The 23804-nt window shown below is 76.1% G+C and carries 17 protein-coding genes; 6 read left to right on the top strand and 11 right to left on the bottom strand.

Features of this window, described 5'->3' with window-relative positions; all coding sequences use genetic code 11:
• The first annotated feature begins 16 nt into the window (after positions 1 to 16).
• Both FB00_RS02160 and FB00_RS02155 read left to right on the top strand, forming a co-directional pair.
• Entirely contained in the window at positions 17 to 826 is an 810-nt protein-coding gene (locus FB00_RS02160) for a MerR family transcriptional regulator (protein ID WP_231581663.1), read from the top strand.
• A 166-nt stretch (positions 827 to 992) separates the two neighbouring features.
• Complete coding sequence (locus FB00_RS02155) at positions 993 to 2882, top strand: glycerophosphodiester phosphodiesterase (RefSeq protein WP_052877371.1); 1890 nt, start codon at positions 993 to 995, stop codon at positions 2880 to 2882.
• A 71-nt stretch (positions 2883 to 2953) separates the two neighbouring features.
• On the opposite strand, the gene FB00_RS02150 is transcribed toward FB00_RS02155, so the two are convergent.
• Positions 2954 to 4327 (bottom strand): hypothetical protein, encoded by a 1374-nt coding sequence (locus tag FB00_RS02150; protein WP_047231119.1) that lies wholly within the window; start codon positions 4325 to 4327, stop codon positions 2954 to 2956.
• Positions 4328 to 4405: 78 nt separating this feature from the next.
• Positions 4406 to 5239 (bottom strand): VOC family protein, encoded by an 834-nt coding sequence (locus FB00_RS02145; RefSeq protein WP_047231118.1) that lies wholly within the window; start codon positions 5237 to 5239, stop codon positions 4406 to 4408.
• 231 nt (positions 5240 to 5470) lie between these two features.
• Here FB00_RS02145 and FB00_RS02140 point away from each other — a divergent pair, with 231 nt between their 5' ends.
• Positions 5471 to 6715, top strand: a complete 1245-nt coding sequence (locus FB00_RS02140) for an endonuclease/exonuclease/phosphatase family protein (protein ID WP_082140899.1) — start codon at positions 5471 to 5473, stop codon at positions 6713 to 6715.
• A 292-nt stretch (positions 6716 to 7007) separates the two neighbouring features.
• Positions 7008 to 8153, top strand: coding sequence for a ScyD/ScyE family protein (locus FB00_RS02135; protein WP_047231301.1), 1146 nt, complete (start codon positions 7008 to 7010; stop codon positions 8151 to 8153).
• 99 nt (positions 8154 to 8252) lie between these two features.
• Here the strand turns inward: FB00_RS02135 and FB00_RS02130 are convergent, their stop codons facing one another.
• Together FB00_RS02130 and FB00_RS02125 are read right to left on the bottom strand one after the other, a co-directional pair.
• Positions 8253 to 8795 (bottom strand): hypothetical protein, encoded by a 543-nt coding sequence (locus FB00_RS02130; RefSeq protein ID WP_047231117.1) that lies wholly within the window; start codon positions 8793 to 8795, stop codon positions 8253 to 8255.
• A 77-nt stretch (positions 8796 to 8872) separates the two neighbouring features.
• The gene (locus tag FB00_RS02125) at positions 8873 to 10300 is read right to left on the bottom strand and encodes a pyridoxal phosphate-dependent decarboxylase family protein (RefSeq protein WP_047231116.1); all 1428 of its coding nucleotides are present in this window, start codon (positions 10298 to 10300) and stop codon (positions 8873 to 8875) included.
• A 185-nt stretch (positions 10301 to 10485) separates the two neighbouring features.
• Between FB00_RS02125 and FB00_RS02120 the strand changes: the two genes are divergently transcribed.
• Both FB00_RS02120 and FB00_RS02115 read left to right on the top strand, forming a co-directional pair.
• Positions 10486 to 12105, top strand: a complete 1620-nt coding sequence (locus FB00_RS02120) for an asparaginase (protein ID WP_082140865.1) — start codon at positions 10486 to 10488, stop codon at positions 12103 to 12105.
• A gap of 213 nt (positions 12106 to 12318) precedes the next feature.
• Positions 12319 to 13005, top strand: a complete 687-nt coding sequence (locus FB00_RS02115) for a chitinase (RefSeq protein WP_047231115.1) — start codon at positions 12319 to 12321, stop codon at positions 13003 to 13005.
• Between the two features lie 146 nt (positions 13006 to 13151).
• On the opposite strand, the gene FB00_RS02110 is transcribed toward FB00_RS02115, so the two are convergent.
• From FB00_RS02110 to FB00_RS02080, 7 genes are all read right to left on the bottom strand, one after another.
• On the bottom strand, positions 13152 to 15695 hold the full coding sequence (locus FB00_RS02110) for an alpha/beta hydrolase-fold protein (protein WP_082140864.1): 2544 nt from the start codon (positions 15693 to 15695) through the stop codon (positions 13152 to 13154).
• A gap of 153 nt (positions 15696 to 15848) precedes the next feature.
• A complete protein-coding gene (locus tag FB00_RS02105) occupies positions 15849 to 16658 on the bottom strand; it encodes an HpcH/HpaI aldolase/citrate lyase family protein (RefSeq protein ID WP_231581662.1) in 810 nt (269 codons plus the stop codon).
• A 92-nt stretch (positions 16659 to 16750) separates the two neighbouring features.
• Positions 16751 to 17971 (bottom strand): CaiB/BaiF CoA transferase family protein, encoded by a 1221-nt coding sequence (locus FB00_RS02100; protein WP_047231114.1) that lies wholly within the window; start codon positions 17969 to 17971, stop codon positions 16751 to 16753.
• Positions 17968 to 20061 carry an SUMF1/EgtB/PvdO family nonheme iron enzyme gene (locus tag FB00_RS02095; RefSeq protein WP_047231113.1) on the bottom strand — a complete coding sequence of 698 codons (2094 nt, stop codon included), beginning with the start codon at positions 20059 to 20061 and terminating at the stop codon, positions 17968 to 17970. Before FB00_RS02095 ends, FB00_RS02100 begins: the two co-directional genes overlap by 4 nt.
• Positions 20062 to 20114: 53 nt before the next feature.
• Entirely contained in the window at positions 20115 to 21095 is a 981-nt protein-coding gene (locus FB00_RS02090) for a ribokinase (RefSeq protein ID WP_047231112.1), read from the bottom strand.
• A complete protein-coding gene (locus tag FB00_RS02085; RefSeq protein WP_047231111.1) occupies positions 21092 to 22573 on the bottom strand; it encodes an ADP-ribosylglycohydrolase family protein in 1482 nt (493 codons plus the stop codon). The genes FB00_RS02090 and FB00_RS02085 overlap by 4 nt, the downstream gene beginning before the upstream one ends.
• Entirely contained in the window at positions 22570 to 23766 is a 1197-nt protein-coding gene (locus FB00_RS02080) for an ADP-ribosylglycohydrolase family protein (protein ID WP_197088715.1), read from the bottom strand. The genes FB00_RS02085 and FB00_RS02080 overlap by 4 nt, the downstream gene beginning before the upstream one ends.
• Positions 23767 to 23804 lie beyond the last annotated feature (38 nt).

Here is a 23804-nt window from a genome sequence, read left to right as displayed (position 1 = left end):
CTTCTGGAGGGTTGGCGTGACGGTCTCGGGGCGCGGGGCGACAGCCGGCGGGGCGTCGCGGCCGCTGCGGACGGCCGACGTCGCGCGCGCGGCGGGGTGCTCGGTCCAGCAGGTGCGCGACCTCGAGGCCCTGGGCGTCCTGCCGCCCGCCGGCCGGTCCGCGAACGGGTACCGCGCGTTCGGCGACGAGCACGTCCTGGCCCTGCGCGCGTACCGCGGCCTCGCGTCCGCCGTCGGGCCGGTCGTCGCACGGCGCGTGCTGCGCGACGCGCGCTCGCTGCCCCTCGACGAGGCGGCGAGCCTCGTCTCCCGGCTGCACGTGACGCTCACGAGAGAGCGCGAGGAGGCGCTCGCCGCGCGGCGCGCGCTCCTCGTGGTCCGGGCGGAGGGCGACGGCGCGGCCGGCTCTGCCGACGGCCCGGCCCCGGCGACGGCGGCGACCGACGGGCCCGTGCTCACGATCACCGAGCTCGCCGCCGCGCTGGGCGTCCGGGCGTCGACGCTGCGGTTCTGGGAGCACGAGGGGCTCCTCGCGCCGGAGCGCGTCGCGTCGCGCACGGGCGCGGTGTCGGCCCGCCGCTACCCGCCCGCGGCCGTCCGCGAGGCGCGGGTCGTCACGGCCCTGCGGGCGGCCGGGTACCGGGTCCCGGAGGTTCGGCGCGCGATCGACGCGCTGCGCGGGACGATCGGTCCGGCCGACGTCGCCGACCCGCTCGCCGCGCTCGACGCGCGGCTCGACGCGATCGCGCGCCGCACCCTGGCGCTGCTGGAGGCCGGGCACGACGTCGCGCGCCTGCTGACGCGCGTACCGGGGCCGCCCGGGTGACGCTCGGGGTGGCGTTCGAGGGGGGCACTCGACGAGCTCGGGGTGAACGTCAGGGAATCGTGTCCCGTCACCTGGCCGTCCCTCCGGCGTCGCCCGGCGTCCACCGCACCGTCATGGGGCCTTCGTAGCGTCGCCGGGGCAACCGTCCCGACGTTCGGAGGACCCGATGACGACCACCCGACGCCGCGCCGTGCGCGGTACCGCCGCCGCGCTGGCGGGAACCCTGCTCGCGAGCACGCTCGTCGTGGCAGCGACCACGACCGCGACCGTCCCGTTCGCCGCCCCGGCCGCCGCCGAGCCCGGCGACGTGCTGCTCGCCGAGTCGTTCGACGGCGACGCCCTCCCCGAGGGGTGGACGCCCGTGCTCGGCGACTGGCAGGTGCGGGACGGCCGGCTCGTCGGCGACGCCCCGGACGGGTCGTCGCCCGCGCGCATCGTCTTCGGGCAGTCGGCGGAGAACTACCGCCTCGAGGCGACGCTCCGCTTCGAGAGCGTGGACAACGCCTCCCGCTGGGCCGGCGCGATCCTCGACGTCGCGCCCGACGGCGCGGTCCCGTGGTGGCAGGCGGTCCTGCGCAGCACGACGACCGCGCACAACGGCGTCGAGATCGCGCAGCGGACGGCAGCGAACGCGTGGAACGTCCCGTACACGGCGTCCGCCCCGGAGGACGCGGCGACGGGTCGCGACGTGCGCCTGTCGGTCGAGGTACAGGGCGCCGCGGTCACCTACGCGCTCGACGGGAAGACCCTCCTGGAGGGGCGGATCGACCGGTCGCGCGACGGCGCGCTCGGCTTCGTCACGGCCGGGGCGACCGTGAGCGTCGACGACGTCACGGTCACCGAGATCGAGCCCGCGTCCTACGTGGGCGACGACGGGGAGCTCCCCGTCACGGTCGCGCACCGCGGGTACTCGTCGGTCGCGCCGGAGAACACGCTCGCCGCCGTGGCGGCGGGCATGCGCACGGGCGCCGAGTACGTCGAGATCGACGTGCACACCACGGCGGACGGGCTCCCGGTCGTGCTCCACGACCAGACCGTGGACCGCACGACGGAGGGCTCCGGCGACGTCGCCGTGCTGCCCGGCGCGCAGGTCACCGCGCTCGACGCCGGGTCGTGGTTCTCCCCCGCGTTCGCCGGTCAGCACCTGCCGACGTTCGCGCAGGTGCTGGACCTGCTGGAGACCGGCTCGTCGACCCTCCTGCTGGAGATCAAGGGCCCGGAGACGTCCGCCGAGGTCGAGCGCGTCGTGGACATGGTCGTCGAGGCCGGGCTCGAGGACCGCGTGGTGCTCCAGTCGTTCGACGTCGCCGCGCTGCGGTCCGCGCGCGAGCACGCGCCGCAGATCCCGCGCGGTCTGCTCCGCGGCTCGCTCGACGCCGACCCCGTCGCCGTGGCGCAGGACCTCGGGGCGGTCATGTACAACCCGTCCGCGACCGCGCTGCTCGCGCGCCCGAGCGTCGTCGCCGACCTCAACGAGGCCGGCATCGCCGTCATGCCGTACACCGTGAACTCGGCGGCCGACTGGGCCCGGCTCACGGAGATCGGCGTCGACGGCGTCATCACCGACCGTGCGGGCGCCTTCATCGGCTGGAAGCAGGCGCGCGAGCAGGAGGCGCCGGCCCCCGCCGCACCGACGGTCGAGGTCGTGAGCCCGGCCGAGGGTGCCGAGGTCGAGCGCGGCGGCACGCTCGTCGTCGCCGCGAGCGCCACGGACGCGGACGAGGTCGTCGTGTCGCTCGACGGCGAGCCGGTCGAGAACGGTGCGGCGGTCGCCGCCGCCGACCTCGCGCTCGGCGAGCACACCGTCTCCGCGACGGCCCGGGGCGCGGGCGGCGAGGCGACGGCGGAGCGCACCGTCGTCGTCACGGTGACGCCCGAGGGCCTGCGTGCCCGCGTCGCGGTGCTCGACCTCCCGCCCGGCCAGCTCGTGGGCGCGCTCGGCGCCGTCGAGGCGGGGCGCTGGGAGTCGGTGCGCCGGACCCTCGAGAAGTTCGTCGACGACGCGGCGACGCGCGAGCGCCTGCTCGAGGAGCTCGACCACCTCGCCGGCCGCTGACGCCGACGCCCCGCCGAGCGCCGCGGTAGCGGGCCCGTCCCCGGTCGTGCTGCGACCGGGGACGGGCCCGCTCACGTGTCGGCGAGGAAGCGGCGCCGGTCGGAGCGGGCCGACCCGAGGCCGGCCCAGCCGGCGAGGGCGAGCACGCCGCCGGCGATCCAGACGACGACGGACCAGTCGGGCGGGCCGTCCGACCCGACGACGGTGCCGTCGGTCGCGAGGATCGCCGCCCCGAGGCCGAGCAGCACGACGCCCAGCACGAGCAGGACGACGTCCCGCACGGTCTTCCCCGTCCCGCGCCGGGGCGCGCGGGCCTCGAGCGCCGCCTTCTCGGTCGTGGTGAGCGGCGCCGTCGGGCCGAGGGGCTGGACCCGCTCGGCGCCGTGCCGGAACCGCGCCGGGTCCTCGACCGCCTCGACGACCGCCGACGGCAGGCGGAGGAGGTAGGCGAGGTCGGCGACCGGGTCGCCGGGCCACGTGGACGCGGCGAGCAGCGCGCGCAGCCGGCTGGGGTCGCGCGGCTCGCCGAAGGTCTCGACGAGCGCGTCGTAGGCGCCGTCCGTCCCGGAGGTGGACAGGTCCGTCCACGTGTCGTTCCAGCTCCCGAAGACCCACGGCTGCCCGGGCGTCGTGAGCGTCCACGACACGCCGCCTCCCGCTCGCTCCAGGCTGATCATGGCCTCGCCCGGACGCAGGCCGCGCTCGATCGTCGACCGTGCGCGGAACTCCCCGGTGAGGGCGTCCGTGAACGCCTCCCGGACCTCGTCGTCAGGCGCACCCGGCACCGGGGACGGGGGCCGCTCGACCGTCCACACGGCGGTGCGCTCGTCCGTCGCGCGCACCCACGCCGCCCCCGCACGACGCACCGCGGCGCGGACGAACGCGGCGTCGGCGCGCACGAGCTGGACGACGGCGTCGGGTGCCGCCGAGTCGGTCGCCGGCAGGTCGGCGACGGCGGTGAACGTGTCGAGCAGGTCGTCGGGGTGCTCGAGCTCGCGCAGGAGGTCCGGCGCGGTCGACGCGTCCCGCAGCCCGACGAGCGCGGCGACGGCCGCGAGCACGGGGCTCGGGTCACCGTCGAGGCGCATCGCGTGGTCGGTGCTCGTCCCGGACGGGTCGAGAGGCGCCCACGTGATGACCGCCGGCGGAGCGACCGGGTCGGTGCGGGCCGCGAGGATCGCGCTCACGCCGTCGGGCAGCAGGTCCGACCCGGCGTCGAGCTGCACGACCCACGGCGCCGGGACCAGCTCGTCCACCCGCGCGAGCGCGTCCGCGACCGCCGCGGGCGTGCCGGGCTCGCGGCCGGCCTCGACGTCGACCTCCGTGTCGACCTCGGCGAACGTCCAGCCGCGCTCGTCCGTCGGGCCCACGCGCCCGTACTCGAGGTCCGCGGCGCGCAGACGGGCGACGACCTGGTCGTGCGGGGTGCGGGTGACGACGTTCACGGCGTCATGATGCCGCACGCGGGCGGCCGGGACGTCGGCCCGACCACGCCGCGCACGCGACCCGGAGACGCCCCGTAGTCAGAAGCCCTCGGGCGGGGTGAACTGCGACAGCGTGAGGACGGCGCCCTGCGGGTCGCGGATCGTGGCCTCGCGGGTCCACTCGCCGACCTCCGCGGACAGGACGACGGCACCCGCGCGCTCGGCGGCCTCGGCGGCGGCGTCCCGGTCGGCGACCGCGAACACCACGGCGTGGTGGGCCGGCCCGCCGTCCTCGACCACGCCGGCCACGACGTCCCGGAACCCGGGCGGCGCACCCTCCTGGTTCGCGTCGATCTCGGGGTAGACGGTCCGGGCGAGGTGGTCGCCGTAGCCCGCCACGCGCGCCATGCCCGCGCCGAGCTCCGGGTCCACCTCCCACCCGAGGAGGGGTCCGTAGAAGTGGAGCGCCCGCGCGACGTCGGGCGTGTGCAGGACGCTGAAGTTCCACGTGCCGGGCTCGTTGACGCGCTGCGCGCCGACCCGGGTCCCGGGCTGCCAGAGCCGGAACGTCGCGCCCTGCGGGTCGCGGACGGACGCCGTGCGGCCGGGCGGCCCGATCGTCGTCGGGCCGTCGAGGACCTCACCGCCGAGGTCGGGGACGCCCCGGGAGGACGCGTCCACGTCGTCGACCGCGACGTACGTGATCCACTCCGGCACCCCGCTTCCCGACGCGACGGCCGCGACGTCCTGCCCGCCGAGCGAGGCGACGACGTAGCGCTCCCCCGTGCCGGGCGGCAGCCTGTCCTCGAACTCCCACCCGAAGAGCGCGCCGTAGAACGCGAGCGCGGCGTCGACGTCGGGCTGCTCGGTGTCCACCCAGCACGGCACGCCGTGCGGGTAGGTGCGGACGGGGCGGGACTGCGAGGTGTCCATGGCCCCAGGGTCCCACCGGGCACCCATGTCGGCAGGACCTGCCGCCGTTCACCCGCCGGTCACCTCACCGCCCTACCGCGCGCGGACGGGCGTGCGTACGGTGGCGGAGAACCTCTCGACGACCACCGTCCCCGACGACGAGGAGCCACCGTGTCCACGAGACCTGTCCACCGCGCCCAGCCCCGCACCGCACGCACCGCCCTGACCTCCGTCCTCGCCGTTCCCGTCGCGCTGGCGGTCGCCCTCACGGTCAGTCTCACCGGAGGAGTCGTCGGCGCCGCCGCGAGCCCCGCCGCCGCGCACGGCGGCAACGGTCAGGGCAACGGCCAGGGCCACGGCCACGACCGCGCGACGCTGCGCGTCGCGACGTACAACGCGAGCCTCAACCGCGCCGCAGCCGGAGAGCTCGAGGCCGACCTCTCGACCCCCGACGACCCCCAGGCCGCGACGATCGCCGAGGTGCTCCAGCGCACCCGGCCCGACGTCGTGCTGCTCAACGAGTTCGACTACGTGCCCGACGGGCGCGCCGTCGACCTGTTCCGCGACCACTACCTCGAGGTCTCCCAGGGTGGTGCGGCGCCGATCGAGTACCGCTACGCGTACGTCGCCCCGTCGAACACGGGCGTGCCCAGCGGGTTCGACCTCAACAACGACGGCACGGTCGGCGGGGGCGACGACGCGTTCGGCTTCGGGGCGTTCGAGGGCCAGTACGGCATGGTCGTGCTGTCGCGGTACCCGATCGACACGCGCGGCGTCCGCACCTTCCAGCACTTCCTGTGGAAGGACATGCCCGGCGCGCTGCTCCCCGACGACCCCGCGACCGCCGCACCCGCGGACTGGTTCACGCCCGAGGAGCTCGAGGTCGTGCGCCTGTCGAGCAAGTCGCACTGGGACGTGCCCGTGCGGGTCGGCCGCGAGACGGTCCACGTGCTCGCGTCCCACCCCACGCCCCCGACGTTCGACGGCCCCGAGGACCGCAACGGGCGGCGCAACCACGACGAGATCCGGTTCTGGGCGGACTACGTGACACCCGGCAAGGCGTCGCGGTACGTGTACGACGACGCCGGCCGCCGCGGGGGCCTGCACCCCGGCGAGAGCTTCGTCGTCCTGGGCGACCAGAACGCCGACCCGCTCGACGGCGACTCGGTCGACGCCGCGATCGACCAGCTCCTCGACCACCGGCGCGTCCAGGACCCGGCGCCCCGCTCGGCCGGCGGCGTCGAGGCCGCCGCGCTCCAGGGCGGCGCGAACGCGACCCACCGGGGCGACCCCGCGCTCGACACCGCCGACTTCGCGGACACCGCGCCGGGCAACCTGCGCGCGGACTACGTGCTGCCGTCGCGCGACCTGCGCGTGCGCGACGCCGGGGTGTTCTGGCCGGTCCAGGCGGACCCGCTGTCGCGGCTCACGGGCGTCTTCCCGTTCCCGAGCAGCGACCACCGGCTCGTCTGGGTGGACCTGGCCGTGCGCGGCTGACCCGCCGGTCCCGCCGGTCGCCCCGGGCGCCCGTCGCCCGGGGCGACGGTCCTGGACCGCGGCGGCCGTCGGGTGCACACTCGGAGGTCTGTGCTCACCGCCGACGCACAGCAGACTCCCGGCCGGCGCCTCGCCGGTCGCACGGCACGCCCTCGGCACACCTGTGGCGCGCCACGTCGTCCGGCCCGACGACCACCTCACCCACGTCCCGGCGCGACCCGCACGCGTGCCGCTCCGCAGCACGGCGACGACACCCCTGCCGCGCCCCGGGACCGCCGGACCTGGAGCACCCATGAGAAGAATCCGCACCGCCCTGCCCGCAGGCGTCGCCGCCGCGACCGCCGCCCTCGTGCTCGTCGCGAGCCCCGCCGTCGCGCACGGCGGCAAGCCCGACCCACGCCCACCCACCGTGACCGACGTCGCGACCGGGCTCGTCACCCCGCTCAGCCTCGCGGTGGGTCCGCGCGGCACGACCTACGTCACCCAGAACTTCCCCGGCCTGCTCACGGCCGTCGGGCGCGACGGCACGCCGAACGTGCTCTACGCGTCGCCCGACGGCGGCGAGGTGGGCGGCGTCTCCTACGCCGACCGCAGGATCACGTTCACCGAGACACAGCTCGGCGAGCAGGGGCCGGTCGCGTCGGAGGTCTCGACGCTGCGCACGGACCGCTGGGGGAACCCGACGGGCACGCCCCGCGTCCTCGCCGACACGTTCGCGTACGAGCAGGCGAACAACCCTGACGCGGGCGTGACCTACGGCCTGCGCGAGACCGACCCGGCGTGCGTCGCGCAGGTGCCCCCGGTACCGGTCCCGGGTCTGTACACGGGCATCGCCGACTCCCACCCGTACGCGACGACGACGGCACGCGGCACGACCTACGTCGCCGACGCGGGCGCGAACGCGATCCTGTCGATCAGCGACCGCGGGAAGGTCCGCACGGTGGCCGTCCTCCCGGCCCAGCCCGCGGTGGTCACCGCGGAGGCAGCGGCCGCCATCGGGTGGCCCGACTGCGTGGTCGGCGAGACGTACTGGTTCGAGCCCGTCCCCACCGACGTCGAGGTGGGACCGCGCGGCGTGCTCTACGTGACGACGCTCCCCGGCGGGCCCGAGGACGCGAGCCTCGGGGCGCGCGGCGCCGTCTACACGGTGGACCCCTGGAAGGGGAAGGTGCGCCAGGTCGGGACCGGGTTCGTCGGCGCGACGAACCTCGCCGTGACGGACAAGGGCACGGTCTACGTGAGCGAGCTGTTCGGCGGGAGGATCTCGCAGGTCGGCAAGCGCGGCCCGAGCACGGTCGTGGAGGTCCCGCTGCCCGCGGGGCTCGAGTGGGACGGCAAGGGCCTGCTCGCGACGACGAACGTGCTGCCCGCGGACGAGACGACGCCGCCCGACGGGCACCTCGTGCGCGTCGACCTCGGCAAGCACCGCGGTCGGTGACGGCGGGAGGCCGCTGACCGGCCTGCTACCCGGCCCGGGCGCCCCGCTGCGGCGGGGACGCCCGGGCCGCGCCCTGCCGGGGGCGGTCGCGGCTGGCCGTCAGCCTCGGCCGACGGTGAGCGCGAGGACCACGGCGCCGAGCGCGACGGCCAGCCCGACACCCGCGGCCACGAGGCCGACGATCGTCGCGGCGCGGCTCCCGGCCGACGCACCCACGCTCATACCGAGGCCCTGGGCCGCCTCGGTGACGATCCGGCGCCCGGCCGACGTGTCGAAGAGGACGCGGGTCCGCGCCCCCGACTCCGCGTCGGCGATCGACGCCGTGAACGTCGACCGGACGTTCCCGCGCGAGACGGAGCGCACCCAGCCCCGCTCGGGCTCGACGAACCGCCCGTCCGCGTCGAGCGCCCAGTGCGTGCGCCGCACGACGTCGGTGAGCTCGACCCGCAGGCCGTCCGGCAGGACGCGCACCTCGTGGGTGACGAGCGTCGCGTAGTAGCTGTGCGAGAAGATCCGCCACCACGCCACGTCCGGGCGGTCGAGGCGCAGCTCGAACCCGTCCGGGCGCTCGTCGACGATCCGGTAGGGCGTCCCCTCGGCACGCGCGCGGACGGCGGCGGCGAGGTCCTCGGCGGTGGGCACGGCAGCGAGTGTAGGTGCCCCGCCCGCGTCCGCGGCCACGCCGGACCAGCGCCGGTCCGTGCTCGTCGGTGCCGGCCTCAGCCCGACGACGCGGCGCGGCGCAGGGCGTCGAGGCTCACCCGGACGTCGTCGTCCGTCGTCGCCCACGAGCTCACCGACACGCGCAGCACCGCGCGGCCGTGCCAGCGCGAGCCGGACATCCAGGCCGTGCCGTCGTCGAGCACGCGGCGCACGACGTCCTGCGTGCGCGCGTCGTCGCCGAACGCGGCGCACACCTGGGTGAAGACGACGTCGTTGAGCACGACCGCGCCGTCGAGCGCGCGCATCCCCTCCGCGAACGTCGTCGCGTGCCGGCAGAAGCCGTCGACGAGGTCCGCGACCCCGGAGCGTCCGAGGGAGCGCAGCACCGCCCACACGGGGAACGCGCGTCCACGGCGAGAGAGCTCGGGCACCTTGTCGAGCGGGTCGCCCGTGTCGCTCTGGATGAGGTAGTCCCCGTGCATCCCCATCGCCGCGCGCAGCGGCGCGGGGTCCGCGACGATCGCGAGCCCGCAGTCGTACGGGACGTTGAGCGTCTTGTGCGCGTCGGTCGCCCACGAGTCCGCTGCCTCGTACCCCGCGACGAGGTGCCGGTACGACGGCGACGCCGCGGCGAAGAGCCCGAACGCGCCGTCGACGTGCACCCACGCGCCGTGCCGGTGCGCCACCTCGACCGCGGCGGCGAACGGGTCGAACGCCCCCGAGTGCACGTTGCCCGCCTGGAGCACGACGATCGTCGGGCCGCCCGCCCCCCTCGAGGTAGAGGCCTGGTCCACCGAGGTAGAGGCCTGGTCCGCCGAGGTAGAGGCCTGGTCCGTCAGCGCCTCCGCGAGCGCGGCGACCGAGATCCTGCCCTGGTCGTCCGCGGCCACGACCTCGGGCGCACCGAGCCCGAGGTAGGACAGCGCGAGGTCGACCGACTCGTGCCGCTCGGCGCCCACGAGCACGCGGACGCGCGGGGCGCCCGTCAGGCCGTCGCGGCGCACGTCCCACCCGGCGCGTCGCAGGACCTCGCCGCGTGCCGCCGCGAGCGCCGTGAAGTTCGCGGTCGTCGCGCCGGTCACGAACCCGACCGCGCCCGTGGCGGGCAGGCCCAGCAGGTCGAGCAGCCACGCGCTCGTCACGTCCTCGACGGCGGTGTGGGCGGGCGTCACCGTGCGCAGCGCGGAGTTCTGGTCCCACGCGCTGGTGAGCCAGTCGGCCGCGAGCGCCGCGGGATGGCTCCCGCCGATGACCATGCCGTAGAAGCGGCCGGACGGCATGGCGGTCAGACCGGGCCCGCACGCGGTGGCGAGCAGGTCGACGACGTCCGCGGCCGTCGTCGGGCCGTCGGGCAGGTCCGTGCCCAGCGCGGCGACGACGTCGGCCACGCGCGCTCGCGGCGGGACGGGCCGTGTCGCGAGGGAGTCGAGCCACGCGGCGGCGTGCTCGTGCGCCCGCAGGAGGGCGGCGTCGCGATCGTCCATGACCGCTCCTGACCGGGCCGGACCCGCGCCGGCCCTCCCGCCAGGCTGGACCCGCGCCGGGCCGCGGTCAACCGTGCGGGCGGCGATCCGGTACGCGCGTACTTCTTACGCCCAGGCAATCACCCGGCAACACGCCGTCCCTAGCGTCGGGCGGGCCAGATGTTCCCCCGACGGAAGGCCCCCTGTTGAGAACGTTCACCCTGACCCTGTCCGGCCGCGCCGTCGCGGCCGTCGTCGCGCTCGTCCTGGCGTGCGCGGCCCTCGCCGCGACGGTCGCGTACACCGTCGCCGACTCCCGGGCGTCGGCCGCCGCCGCACGCGCCGAGGGCGCCGCGGCACCGGTGCTCGCCGCCGGGACCGCGCCGGCCAACCCGCTCGGCATCACGTCCACGCAGTACGCGACCGCGACGGCGACCGCCGCCGCGGAGAAGCCGAAGGTCGTCGTCGTCGCGACCGGCGGCACCATGGCCGGCAAGGCGACCGGCCGCGACACGTTCACGAGCTACCGCGCCGGCACGTACCTCATGGAGGACATGCTCGACACGCTGCGCCCCGAGCTCGACGCCGTCGCCGACGTCACGGCCGTCCAGTTCGGCAACGCCGGCTCGTCGGGCTACTCGATGGAGCAGTTCCACGCGCTCACGCTCGAGGTCGAGAAGCAGCTGAAGACCGCCGACGCCGTCGTCGTCACGACGGGCACCGACACGCAGGAGGAGTTCGCGTACTGGCTCGACCTCACGGTCCGGTCGCGCAAGCCCGTCGTCACGTCCGGCTCGATGCGCCCGTGGGGGTCGGGCGCCGGGCCGGACTCGAGCCTCGTGTTCGGCACGGACGCGCCGGCGAACCTGTACAACGCGATCAAGGTCGCGGCGTCGCAGCAGACGTTCTGCTTCGGCACCGTGCTCATGCTCAACGACGAGATCCAGGCGGCCCGCGAGGTCACCAAGTCGAACTCGTACCGGACCGACACGTTCCAGACGCGCGAGTACGGCGTGCTCGGCTGGATCGACGGCGACAACATCACCCTGGGCCGCGCGCCGGCCCGCGTGATGTCGTGCGACACGGAGGAGTGGTTCACGCCGTTCGACCTCGCGAAGGTCGACGCCAAGACTCTCCCGCGCGTCGAGATCGTCACGTCCTACCAGCAGGCGGGCGGCGAGGGCGTGGCGGCGTTCGCGAACGCGGGCGTCCGGGGCATCGTCACCGCGGGCACGGGTGCCGGCGGCATCTCGTCCGCGATGAGCCAGGCGCGCACCGCCGCGATCCGCGACAAGGGCGTGTGGTTCGTATCGACCACGCGCACCGGGTCGGGGTCGTCGTACGGGGGCGGCAACGGCATCATCGCGGGCGGCGACCTCACGGCCGTCAAGGCGCGGCTCCTGCTGCTCCTGTCGCGCGCCTTCACCGAGGACTTCGCGACGGCGCAGGGCTGGTTCACGACCTACGGCAACGCGTCGTTCGACCAGTCCGCGACGGCGGACGAGATCGGCGCCGAGCCGGGCGCGACCGCGGTGCTCTTCTCCGGCACCGCGACGCCGTCGTGCAAGGCGGCGGGCAAGCAGCTCTGGCTGACCACCTCGGTGACGAACACCGACACGGTGCCGATCGACGTCCGGGTCACGACGGTCTCGGGCGAGCACAAGTTCACGAAGATCCCCGCCGGGGAGACGGTCGAGAAGACGTTCTCGGTCAAGGGCAAGACGCTCGACGCCGGCGAGGCGACGCTCGTCGCGTACAAGAACGTCGACGGCCAAGCCGTCCAGACGAAGTCGACGGCGCCCTACCCGGAGACGACGTGCGGCTGATCTCCTGACACCCAGCCGCCGAGCACGGCATGAGGGTCGTTATCCAGCCGATAGCGACCCTTATGTCGTGCTCGAGGGCGGGTGGCGTCGTGGTCGAGGGCGGGTGGCAGGGCGCTCCTCCTTTCGCCCGCGGGCATTACGCAGGCCTCCTCACGAATCGCGTAGGGTGATCGCGGCCGCGACGTCGCGGCCACCGCCGACGAAGAGGACCCCATGGCCGACCCGACGCCCTCGCTCATCCCGACGACGCACGCCTCGCCGCCGGCGTCGGACCCCGCGCCGACGTTCGTCGTGACCGAGCAGCAGTTCGACGCGATGTTCCCCGAGCGGAACCCCTTCTACACGTACGCCGGGCTCGCCGCCGCGACGGCCGCGTACCCGGCGTTCGCGACGACGGGCGGCGACCGGGTGGCCCGCCGCGAGGCGGCGGCGTTCCTCGCGAACGTGAGCCACGAGACGCACGGGCTCGTGCACGTGGTCGAGGTGAACACCGCGAACTACCCGCACTACTGCGACCCCTCCCAGCCGTACGGGTGCCCCGCCGGCCAGGACGCCTACTACGGCCGCGGCCCGCTCCAGCTCTCCTGGAACTTCAACTACCGGGCAGCCGGCGAGGCGCTGGGCGTCGACCTCCTCGCCGACCCGTGGCTCGTCGAGCAGGACCCGACCGTCGCGTGGCAGACCGCGCTCTGGTACTGGAACACGCAGCCCGGCACCGCGTCGATGACGTGCCACGAGGCGATCGTCGGCGAGCACGGTTTCGCCGAGACGATCCGGTCGATCAACGGCCCGCTCGAGTGCGAGGGCGGCAACCCCCGTCAGATGAACAACCGCGTCCGCCTCTTCCGCCACTACGTCGAGATCGTCGGCACCACGACGGGCAACCACCTCACCTGCTGACCGCCCCGGCCCCGCCCCGCGCCGAACACGACGTTGCTGTCGTTATCAGGCGGATAACGACAGCGACGTCGTGTTCGACCGCGCGCGGGGTCGTGCTCGGCCGCCGGGACGTCGAGCCAGGCGCCGGCCGGCGGCAGCAGCGGCGGTCAGGCGCAGGCGAGCGCGTCGTACGGGACGACGGCGGTGCGGCCGCCCGTGGTCGCGGTCGCCTCCCCGGCGGCGATGGTCGCGGTCCGGGCCGGGAATGACTGGTAGGCGCTGGCCCCCGGCGCGACGTCCGCGACGACCCGCGCGCCGTACGGCGTCACGAGCTCGACGTCGACGGGCGCGTCTGCCGTGCTCGTCGCACGCACGGCGACGTAGGCCTTGCCCGCGAGGCACCGCGCCTGGGCGGTGACGTCGAGCGCCGGGCCCGCACCGCCGCCCGGCACGACGGCGTCCCACGGCACGCGCGCGACGAACACGTCCGCGGCACCCGCGTTGGTCGTGCCTGCGGGGGCGCCGTACGTGAGCCCGGTGAGCAGCGCCGCTCCCTCGCCGGTCGTGCCGGCCGAGTCGGCCGAGCCCGGACCGGAGGAGGCCGGGGCCGGGGCCGGGGCCGGGGCCGGGGCCGGGGCCGCGAACAGGTTCGCGTCGTCCCACTCGTCGGCGCCGTCGCGCTCGCGCGACCCGGTCTGCGTCGCCTCGCCCGGGGTGCCGTCGGCCGCGACGGGCAGCGTCACGACGTCCACCCCACCGACGGCCGTGCCCAGCGCGCCGTAGGTCGTGCCGACGACGAGCACCGCGTCGTCCGCGCCGAGCACGCCCGTGACGCCGCGGTCGTCGGTCGACGTGCCGACCTGCGTCGTCCACAGGACCTCGCCCGCGGGGTCGAACGCCCGCGCCACGACGTCGTTGTCCCCGAGGTTGCCGCCGTCGCCCAGCGCGCCGCGCGTGTGCCCGACGGCGACGACCGACCCGTCCGATCGCGCCACGAGGCCGTTGACCTGGTCGTTCTCGCTCGTCGCGACGGCGCGCAGCCACTCCTGCTCGCCGTCCGCGGCGTAGCGCGCGACCCAGCCGTCGTTCGCGCCGGCGTGGTCGACACCGGGCATCCCGCCGCCCGACACCCCGCCCACGTACACCGCGCCGTCGGGCGAGGCCGCGACCGCGAGCGCCTTGTCCTCGCCGGGCCCGCCCACCTGGCGCAGCCACAGCAGCTCGCCAGCCGCCGAGACCCGCCCGACCAGCGCGTCCTTGTCCCCGGCGCTCGGCGCGTCGCCCACGGCACCGCTCGTGTACCCGGCGACGTAGGCGCCGCCCGCGCCGTCGGGCGCGACGGCGTAGAAGCGGTCGGCAGCGCCGGGGTCGCCGGTCTGCAGCGTCCACGCGCGCTCGCCGTCGGCCGTGACGGCCGCGACGAACCCGTCGTCGCGCGTCGTGCCCGCGTGGGCGCCGTCGAGGTCGCCCTTCGTGTACCCGGCGACGAGCACGCCGCCGTCGACGCCCGGCACGACGCCGTACGCGCGGTCGTCCGCGCCCGTCGCGACCGCGTGCCGCCACACCTCGGCGCCGTCGGCGTCGCGCCGCACGACGACCGTGTCGAAACCGCCAGCGGGCTCGTACCCGTCCCACGCGCCGGCGAGGTTCAGCGCGACGGCGGTCCCGCCGTCGGGCAGGGCCGCGACCCCGCCCGCGCGGTCGTCGCCCGCGGAGCCGAGGAGCTCGGCGTCCCACGGTGCGGCCGGCGTGGTGCGCAGGCGCGCCGAGACGTCGACGACCCCCTCGCGGAACGCGGGCCGCCACACGTCCCAGTCGTGGCCGCCGTCGAGCACGCGCAGCTCGGCCGTCACGCCCGGGACGCGGCGCGCCTGGTTGTAGAGGCGCGCGGACTCGAAGTCGATGTCGTGCGTGGCCTCGGCGGGGTCGGGGTTGGCCCACTCGTCGTCGCCGACGGCGACGAACAGGTGCACCGGGAGCGCCGGGTCGAGCGCCGCGAGCGCCGTCGGGTAGGACAGCTCGGTGTACCGGTCGGCGTCGAACGGCGCGGTGCCGACGCCGTACGCGCCGTGGTCGCGCGCCGAGGAGTCCGCCGGGGGTTGTGGCACGTACACCGCGGGGCTCAGCACGATGCCCGCGGAGAACGTGTCCTGGTGCGCGAGCGTGAACCGCAGCGCGCCCGCGCCACCCATGGAGTACCCGCCGACGGCGCGCGCCTCGCGGTCCTCGACCGTCCGGTACGTCGCGTCGACGTGCGCGACGAGGTCGCGCGTGAACGCCGTCTCGACGGCGGTGCCGGCGCCCGCGCCCGTCGCGTCCCCGGTGTAGAGCGAGTCCGTGTACCAGGAGCCGCGGTCGTTCCACGGCGCGTCCGGCATGACGACGACCATCGGCTGGATCTCGCCCGCCCCGATGAGCTCGTCGAGGTCGCCCGTGACCTGCTGCCACGCGGCCTGCGTGTCGCCACGCCCGTGCAGCAGGTAGAGCGTCGGGTACTCCTGCTCGCCGTCGTCGTAGCCGGGTGGCAGGTAGACCGTGTAGTCGATCGGCCCGGACGCGGAGTCCGCGACCCGTCCGGCCTCGACCGTGCCCTGCTCCGCGGCGGTCGCGGGCAGCGCGAGCGCCGACCCGCCGATCGTCGCGCTCACTGCCAGCGCGGCGAGCGCGGCCGTCGTCCCGGGCCGCCGGTGCGGCCGTCGTGCTGCGTCCATCGTGTCTCCTCGTCGAGATCCGCTGATGACTGCCCCCTCCCCCTCCCTCGTCCCGCCGAGCACGACGTTGCTGTCGTGACCGGGCCGATGACGACAGCAACGTCGTGCTCGGCCGGGAGGAGGGTCGTTCTCGCGCGGCGCGCCTCGGCCGCGCTAGCCGGGCGGGCGGCGGTCCGCCAGGGCCAGCACGGTGCGCGCGCGCTCGACCATCGCGACGTCGAGGAACGTGCCGTCGGCGAGCGCGACGACGCCCGTGCCCGACGCCGCGGCGTCGCCCACGCGCTCGACGACCTCGCGCGCGCGGTCCACCTCGTCCGGGGTCGGGAGGAACGCGTCGCGGATCGTGTCGAGCTGCGCGGGGTGGATCGCGGTGCGGCCGCAGAAGCCGAGCGCCCGCCCGGCGCGGCACGACGCCGCGAGCCCGTCGAGGTCGCGCACGTGCGTGTACGCGGACATCGCGGGCGACGGCAGCCCCGACGCCCGGGCCGCGACGACGACCCGGCTGCGCGCCCACGCGAGCCCGGCCTCGTCGTCGACCCGCAGGTCGGAGCGCAGGTCGGCCTCGCCGAGCCCGAGCGACGCGACCTGCGGCGACGCCGTCGCGAGCTCGAACGCGCGCTCGACGCCGAGCGCCGACTCGACCAGCAGGTGCAGCGCCCGCCCGGGGAGCGCCGCCGCGAGCGCGCGCACCTCGTCGGCGGACTCGACCTTCGGCGCGCGCGCCCCGACGGCGAGCGGCAGCCCGGCGAGGGCCGAGACGTCGTCGGCGTGCCACGGCGTCGCGGGGTGGTTGATCCGCACCTGGACCCCACGCGCGGCCGCCGCGTCGTCGAGCAGCGCGACGGCGTGCGCCCGCGCCTCGTCCTTGCGCGCCGGCGCGACGGCGTCCTCGAGGTCGACGAGCACGACGTCGGCCGCGGACGCGAGCGCCTTGGCCACCCGGTCGGGCCGGTCCGCGGGCACGTACAGCAAGGTCAGCGGCGGCGCACCGGCCCGGGACGCGCGCCGGTCTCCCGACCCGGACCCGGTTCCTGGACCCGACCGGGCGCCCGCACTCATATGGCGCCCTCCGCCCGGAGCTCGGCGACGCGCTCGGGCGAGAACCCGAGCTCGCCGAGCACCGCGTCGGTGTCGGCGCCGTGCGCGCGGCCGGTGAAGCGGATGACGCCGTCGTTCTCGGACATCCGGAACAGCGGGCCCTGCATGAGCATCGGCCCGAGCTCGGGGTCCTCGATCTCGTGGATCGTGCCGAGCGCGCGGAACTGAGGGTCGTCGACGATGTCCTGGGCGTCGTAGATCGGCGCGACGGCGGCCTGGGCCTCCTCGAACGCGGCGACGACCTCGGCGCGCGTGCGCTGCGCGATCCAGCCGCCGACGGCCTCGTCGAGCAGGTCGGCGTGCTGCGCGCGCTCGACGCCGCTCGCGAACCAGGGCTCGTCGACGAGCTCGGGGCGACCCACGAGGCGCAGGACGCGCTCGGCGATGGACTGCGCCGACGTCGACACCGCGACCCACTGCCCGTCGCGCGTGCGGTAGGTGTTGCGCGGCGCGTTGTTCGCGGACCGGTTGCCGGTGCGCGGCTGCACGGTGCGGAGCTGGTCCCAGCGCGTGATCTGCGGCCCGAGCATCGCGAGGATGGGCTCGATGATGGCCGTGTCGACGACCTGCCCGTGCCCGGTGCGCTCGCGCGTGGACAGCGCGACCATGACGGCGAACGCGGTCGCGAGCGACGCGACGCCGTCGGCGAGCCCGAACGGCGGGAGGGTCGGCGGGCCGTCGGGCTCGCCGGTCATCGCGGCGAACCCGCTCATCGCCTCGGCGAGCGTGCCGAACCCGGGGCGCGTCCGGTATGGCCCGACCTGCCCGAACCCGCTCACGCGCGCGAGCACGAGCCGCGGGTTGCGCGTGGACAGCTCGTCGTAGCCGAGGTCCCAGCGCTCGAGCGTGCCGGGCCGGAAGTTCTCGACGACGACGTCCGCGTCGGCGACGAGCGCGAGGAACACCTCGCGGCCGCCGTCGCTCCCCAGGTTCGCGGTGACGGTGCGCTTGTTGCGCCCGAGCGTCTTCCACCACAGGTTCACGCCGTCCTTCGCGGCGCCGTGCGTGCGCGACGGGTCGGGCTTCGTGGGGTGCTCGACCTTGACGACGTCGGCGCCCAGGTCGCCGAGGTGCATCGCCGCCATGGGCCCGGCGAACAGCGTCGACGCGTCGACGACGCGCAGGCCCGCGAGCGCGCCCGCGGCCGGGTCGCGCGAGACGCGCGGTGCGTCCGTCATGCCGTCACCTCCTCGGCGTGCTGATCGTCGGCGGGCTGGTCGTCGGCGAGGTCCCACGCGCAGCGGAACCCGACGGTCGCGCCGCGCGCGAGCCCCAGGCCGGGGACGAGGAGCTTGACCGCGTAGTCGGGGGCGTGGCGGCCGCCCTCGACGTACCAGTCGGAACCCTCGGCGCGGTAGGCGCTGCCGCCCTTGAGCATGACGAACCGCGTGCGGCCGTCGGAGTGCTCGGAGCCCGTCCAGCTCCACACGGCGGGCTCGCCGCGCGTCCAGCCGGGCTGCTCGGCCGCGAGCTGCCACTCGTCCTCGGTGGGCAGGCGCCCGCCGCGCCACGCGCAGAACGCGCGGGCGTCGTCGAGGTCGACGAAGGTCACGGGCTCGTCCTGCGTGCCGGGCGCGGGACGCCCGTCCGCCCAGTGCGCGAGGAAGCGGTGCGCGACGGCGGGCACGTACCCGGTGGCCGCGAGAAACTCCGCGAACTCCGCGTTCGTCACGTCGCCGCCGACCGCGACCGGCGCCGCGAGCTCGCCGTCGCGCTGGAGGGTCCGCGCGTCGTGCAGGCGCGGCGGGAGCGGCTTCCACTCGTCCACGTACGGCGCGCCCTGGTACATCCCGGTCTCGCGCGCGCGGTACCGGACGGTCAGCACGTACGGCCCCGCGGGCACGACGACGGCGCCCGCCCCGGGCACGCCCGTCGCCCCGCGCGCCACGAGGGCCTCGGCACCGGGTGCGAGACGCCGCGCGATCCGGTGCGGGAACCTCGCGTCGGGTGCGTGCGGCGCGGCCGTGTCGAGCGAGCCGACGACGTCGCGCAGGTGCGCCAGCCAGTCGGGCTCGCCGACGCCGTCGGCCACGTGCAGCACCGCGGCGATCCCCCGCCCCGGCACCCGGACGTCACGCCGAGCCCGGTGTTCCTCCCCAGCGACAGCCCCGCCTGAGGAGGAACCCCGGGTTCGGGGGGACGAGTGGTCGGCCGGGAGCAGCGGGCCGTCGTAGTCCGTCTCGCCGCGGTTGACGAGCGTCCACAGGGTCACGCCGTCGAGCTCCCAGCGCGACGCGTAGACCCCGGCGGCCTCGGCCTCGGGTGCGAGCTCGGCCAGCGGCGTCCACTCCCCGTCGAGCAGCAGCGGCCGCGCCGCGCGCTGGACCGTGACCAGGCGCGTGACGGTCGCGGCGTCGCGCCGCGACCAGCCGACCCACACGCCGAACACGACCTCCCACACCATGACGCCCACGCCGTTGAGCCACGCGGACTGGAGCTCCTCGGAGTGGTCGCGGTGCCAGCGGCGCACGTGGTGCTGCATGTGCCGGCGCTCGTACCAGTGCGCGCGCAGCACGCCGGGCACGGGCGAGTCGGCGAAGAACTGCGCCCACGACGACGAGTGGTCCTCGATGCGCTCGACCGGGAGCTTGGACTCGCCCTCCAGGACGATGCCCGGGCGCGCGGCCTCGAGCCGCGCGACGAGCTCCGGCTCGGCCTTCTTCAGCGTGTCGAGGAAGACGCCGTCGGCGCCGAGGTCGCGCACGACGGCGGCGAGCTCGGTGAGGTCGTCGCCGCCGCGACGCGTGCCGACGTCCCACGGGTTGTAGTCGACGAACACGTGCAGGCCCGCGTCGTGGAACGTCTGCACGAGGTCGACGATCCCCGGGACGTCGCGGTAGAAGTCCCACTGGTTGCGGTCGTCGATCCCGATGACGGGGTACGCGTGCCACAGCACCACGGCGTCGAGGCCGCCGAACCGCTCGCGCGCGTCGGCGAGGAACCGCTCCGGCGTGAACCGGTGCTCCTCGAACGAGTACAGCAGCTCGTCCCACAGCCAGACCTGCGCGACCGTCGAGCACCCGGCGGCCCACGCCGCGTCCGGGCGGTCGTACGCGGCGCCCGTGTACCCGTGGCGGCGGCGCGCGTCGTCGCGCCACGCGGCGAGGCGCTCGCGCCAGGCCGGGCGGTCGGCGGGGTCGGCCGGGCCGACGAAGATCTTCGCCTCGTCGAGCGCGAGGGACTGCTCGGGCGTGAGCGGCCCGTCGAGCGCGACCTCGGTCGGCAGGTCGATCGGGCGCGGGACGAGCGGGTCGAACGTGAAGGTCATGGTGCCTTTCCCTCGGCGGGGCGGGCCCGCGGTCGGACGTGCTGCGAAGTGGCTCAGGTCGGTCGGGCGGGATTCGCGGCACGCTCGGCGAGCGCGACGACGTCCGCTGCGTCGGGCACGGCGTCCTGCGCCCCCGCCCGGGTCACCGCGAGCGCGCCCGCGGCGGCGGCCAGCCGGGCGGCGTCAGGAAGGTCGGCGCCGCGCGCGAGCGCCGCGGCGAGGACGCCGCAGAAGGTGTCTCCCGCACCGGTCGTGTCCACGGCCTCGACGGCGATCGCCGGGACGGTCGTGAGCAGGGGCGCGCCCGGGCGGCACTCCGCCACGAGGCTGCCCTCTCCCCCGAGCGTCACGACGACGGCCGGCACGCGCTCCAGCAGCAGCCCCGCGAGCGTGCTCGGGTCGGCGTCGCCGCCGGCGCCTGCCAGGTCCGCCGCCTCGTGCTCGTTGACGACGAGCACGTCGAGCGCGGCCCAGACGTCGTCGGGCAGGTCGCGCGACGGCGCCGCGTTGAGGACCAGCAGCGCGCCCGGGCGGCGCGCCGCGGCGGCGGCGCGCACGACGTCGAGCGGGATCTCGAGCTGCGCGAGCACGACGTCCGCCTCCGCGATCCGTTCGGCCTGCGCCGCGCCGACCGTCACGTGCGAGTTCGCGCCGGGCGCGACGACGATCGCGTTCTCGCCGTCGGGCGAGACGGTGATGAGCGCGGTGCCCGTCGCGGCGTCCACGCGCTCGACGAGGTCGGTCCGCACCCCACCGCGGTCGAGCGACGCGAGCAGCAGGTCCGCGGCGTCGTCGTGGCCCAGCGCGCCGACGAACGTCGTGTCGGCGCCGCCCGCGCGGGCCGCGCCGACGGCCTGGTTCGCGCCCTTGCCGCCGGGGTTGCGGCGCAGGTCGCCGCCGAGGATGGTCTCGCCGCCGCCGGGGTGGCGCGGCACGTCGACGACGAGGTCGACGTTCGCCGACCCGACCACCACGACCCGCCCCGACCCGCCCGGGACCGTGGCGCCCTGCTCCCCGCCCGCCGTCGTGCTCATGCCCGTGCCTCCTCCGTGGGATCCTGCACGGCTCCCCCGGCCACCACGACCGGCGTCGCCGCGAGCGCGACCGTCCGCGCCGCGAGGTCCACGATCCTCTGCTCGCCGCCAGGCAGCGAGGTCGCGATGTGGCCGTCGAGCGGGCGCGTCCACCGCTGGCCGATCCCGTCGACGCCCCGCAGCGCACCCACCACGCCGCCGACCGTCGCGCCCGCCGAGTCGGTGTCCCAGCCCGCGGTGACGGCGATCGCGACGCTCGCGCCGAAGTCACCGCGGCCGTCCGCGCCGCGCCCCGCGGTGAGCGCGTAGGCGATCACCGCGGCGTTGTTGAGCACGTGCACCCAGTGCAGGTCGCCGTACACGGCGTGGATCGCGTCGAGCCCGGCGCGCACGCCCGCCTCGGACGCGTCGCCGTCGCGGCCCGCCTCGCGGCCGAGCCGGATCGCGGAGGCGAGGCGGCTGCCCGGCGGCACGACGGCGTCCGCGGCGTCGAGCACCTCGTCCACCGTCTCGCAGACCATCGCCGCCGACGCGAGCGCGGCGGCCCACATCGCGCCGTACACGCCGTTGCGCGTGTGGCTCAGGCGCGCGTCCGTCCACGCGAGGCGCGCGGCCTCGCGCACGTCGCCGGGCGAGACCCAGCCCAGCACGTCCGTGCGGATGAGCGCGCCGATCCACTCCCGGAACGGGTTGTGGTGCGTCGCCGTCTCCGGCACCGGCCGCGCGTCGAGGATGTTGCGGTACGCGGCGCGCTCGGCCGTGAACACGCGGCCCGCGGGCAGCGCGTCGAGCCAGAGCTGCGCGACGTCGTCCGTCGTGAAGCCGCGCCCGTGCCGCTCCAGCAGGGCGAGCGCGAGGATCGGGTAGTTGAGGTCGTCGTCCTCGGGCATCCCGTCGATGTTCTCCTCGAGCGACGTCGGGGCGCTGCGTCGGTTCCACGGCCAGCGCGCGGCGACGTCGTCGGGCAGCCCGACGGCGGTGAACCAGCGGTCGAGGGGCCACCGGCCCGTCGCGCGCAGGATCTCCTCGATCCCGGCTCGCGGGATCTTCTCGACCGGCTTGCCGAGCAGGCAGCCCGCCGCGCGGCCGGTCCACGCGCCGAGCACGCGGTCGGCGTACGCGGCGTCGGTGGCGGTGCTGGTTCCCGTGCCGGCGGAGGAGCCGACGGCACCCGGGCGGGTCGGCAGGCCGGGCGCCGCGGGGAGCGTGGCGAGGATCGCGTCCCAGTCGTCGGGCTCGTGCGGCGCGGGCGCCGCGGCGAGCGCGTCGAGCTCGACGAGCAGGTCGCGCGCGAGCGCGCGCAGCGCCGGGGTCGCGGGGACGGGACCGGCTCCGCTCACCGCGGGGACGGGGTCTCCGCCCGCGGCGACCCAGCGGTCGCGGACGTCCGCGAGCACCGCGGCGTCCTTGTCCTCCGCCGCCGCCTGGACGAGCTCGTGCGCGAGCAGGTCCTCGGGCTGGGCCCACGTGAGCCTCACGCCGGGTCACCCGCCCGCGCGGCGCCGTCGGGCACCCCGAGGCCGCTCCCGTCCACGGACGCGCCGCCGAGCTCGGCGAGCGCGCGCAGGCGCGACGTGGCGCGCTCGCGGTCGGCGCGGAGGATGTCCGCCGCCGCGGACGCCATGAGCCGGCCGGTCTCCCGGATGTCCATCCGGCTCGCCTCCTCGATCGCGTCGAGCCACTCGTCCGGCACGACGGCCGTCCCGCCCAGGCCCGCGCAGACCGCGCCGGCCATGACGGCGATCGAGTCCGCGTCGCGTCCGTAGTTCACGGCGCCGAGCACCGCGCCGCGGAAGTCGCCGCGGTGCCCGAGCACGAAGCCGAGCGCCGCGGGAAGCTCCTCGATGGACTTGGTGCGCGACGGGCGGCGCGCGTCCATCGACATCTGCCGGTACGCGGGCCCGACGGAGTCGAACGGCGCGACCGTGTCGCGGACGAGCCGCGCGAGGGCGCGCTCCTCCTCGTCCGTCGTGGGCGCCGTCGTCCAGCCGTCGAACGCCTCGACGACGGCCTGGAGCGCGGCGGCCGTGCCGTCGTGCGCGACGTCGAGCGCGGCGTGCACGACGTCGTCGACCGTCGCCCCCGGCGCGACGGACGCGGCGACCATGGCCGCGAACACTCCCGCGGCCTCGCGGCCGTAGCTCGACTGGTGCGCGCCGGTGAGGTCGATCGCCTCGGCGTACGCGCCGCGCGCGTCGCCCGCGTTCGCGAGGCCGACGGGCGCGACGTACATCGCGGCGCCGCAGTTGACGACGTTCCCGACCCCGGCCTCGCGCGGGTCGACGTGCCCGTAGTGCAGGCGCGCGACGATCCACTTCTCCGCGAGGAACACGCGCTGGAGCAGCAGGGCCGTGGACTCGAGCTCGGGGATCCAGCGCGGCTCGCCGATCATGAGGGGCACGAGGTCCTCGGCCATCGCGTACGCGTCGAGGTGCTCGCGGCGCTTCGCGTACACCTCCACGAGCGCGCGCGTCATGAGGGTGTCGTCCGTGATGTGCCCGTCACCCTTGTGGTAGGGCGCGATCGGACGCGCGTCCTGCCAGTTCGGGTACCAGGGCTCCACGATCCCCGTCACGCGCCCCCCGTGGCGCTCCTCGATCTGCTCGGGGGTCCAGCCCTCGGTGGCGCCCCCCAGCGCGTCCCCCACCGCCGCTCCGGTGATCACTGCCACCGCTCGGTCGTCCAGCCAGGTCACGGTCCACTCCCTGT

This window comes from Cellulosimicrobium funkei, from assembly GCF_001019615.1.
Classification (GTDB): domain Bacteria; phylum Actinomycetota; class Actinomycetes; order Actinomycetales; family Cellulomonadaceae; genus Cellulosimicrobium; species Cellulosimicrobium cellulans_E.
This window is presented reverse-complemented; position numbering and strand designations above follow the sequence as displayed.

What these genes read in the sequence shown, in the direction of transcription:
- FB00_RS02100 (WP_047231114.1), bottom strand. Translation starts at nt 17,971, where the DNA reads ATGACGGACGCACCGCGCGTCTCGCGCGACCCGGCCGCGGGCGCGCTC.
- FB00_RS02155 (WP_052877371.1), top strand. Translation starts at nt 993, where the DNA reads ATGACGACCACCCGACGCCGCGCCGTGCGCGGTACCGCCGCCGCGCTG.
- FB00_RS02135 (WP_047231301.1), top strand. Translation starts at nt 7,008, where the DNA reads ATGAGAAGAATCCGCACCGCCCTGCCCGCAGGCGTCGCCGCCGCGACC.
- FB00_RS02110 (WP_082140864.1), bottom strand. Translation starts at nt 15,695, where the DNA reads ATGGACGCAGCACGACGGCCGCACCGGCGGCCCGGGACGACGGCCGCG.
- FB00_RS02145 (WP_047231118.1), bottom strand. Translation starts at nt 5,239, where the DNA reads ATGGACACCTCGCAGTCCCGCCCCGTCCGCACCTACCCGCACGGCGTG.
- FB00_RS02095 (WP_047231113.1), bottom strand. Translation starts at nt 20,061, where the DNA reads ATGACCTTCACGTTCGACCCGCTCGTCCCGCGCCCGATCGACCTGCCG.
- FB00_RS02090 (WP_047231112.1), bottom strand. Translation starts at nt 21,095, where the DNA reads ATGAGCACGACGGCGGGCGGGGAGCAGGGCGCCACGGTCCCGGGCGGG.
- FB00_RS02125 (WP_047231116.1), bottom strand. Translation starts at nt 10,300, where the DNA reads ATGGACGATCGCGACGCCGCCCTCCTGCGGGCGCACGAGCACGCCGCC.
- FB00_RS02115 (WP_047231115.1), top strand. Translation starts at nt 12,319, where the DNA reads ATGGCCGACCCGACGCCCTCGCTCATCCCGACGACGCACGCCTCGCCG.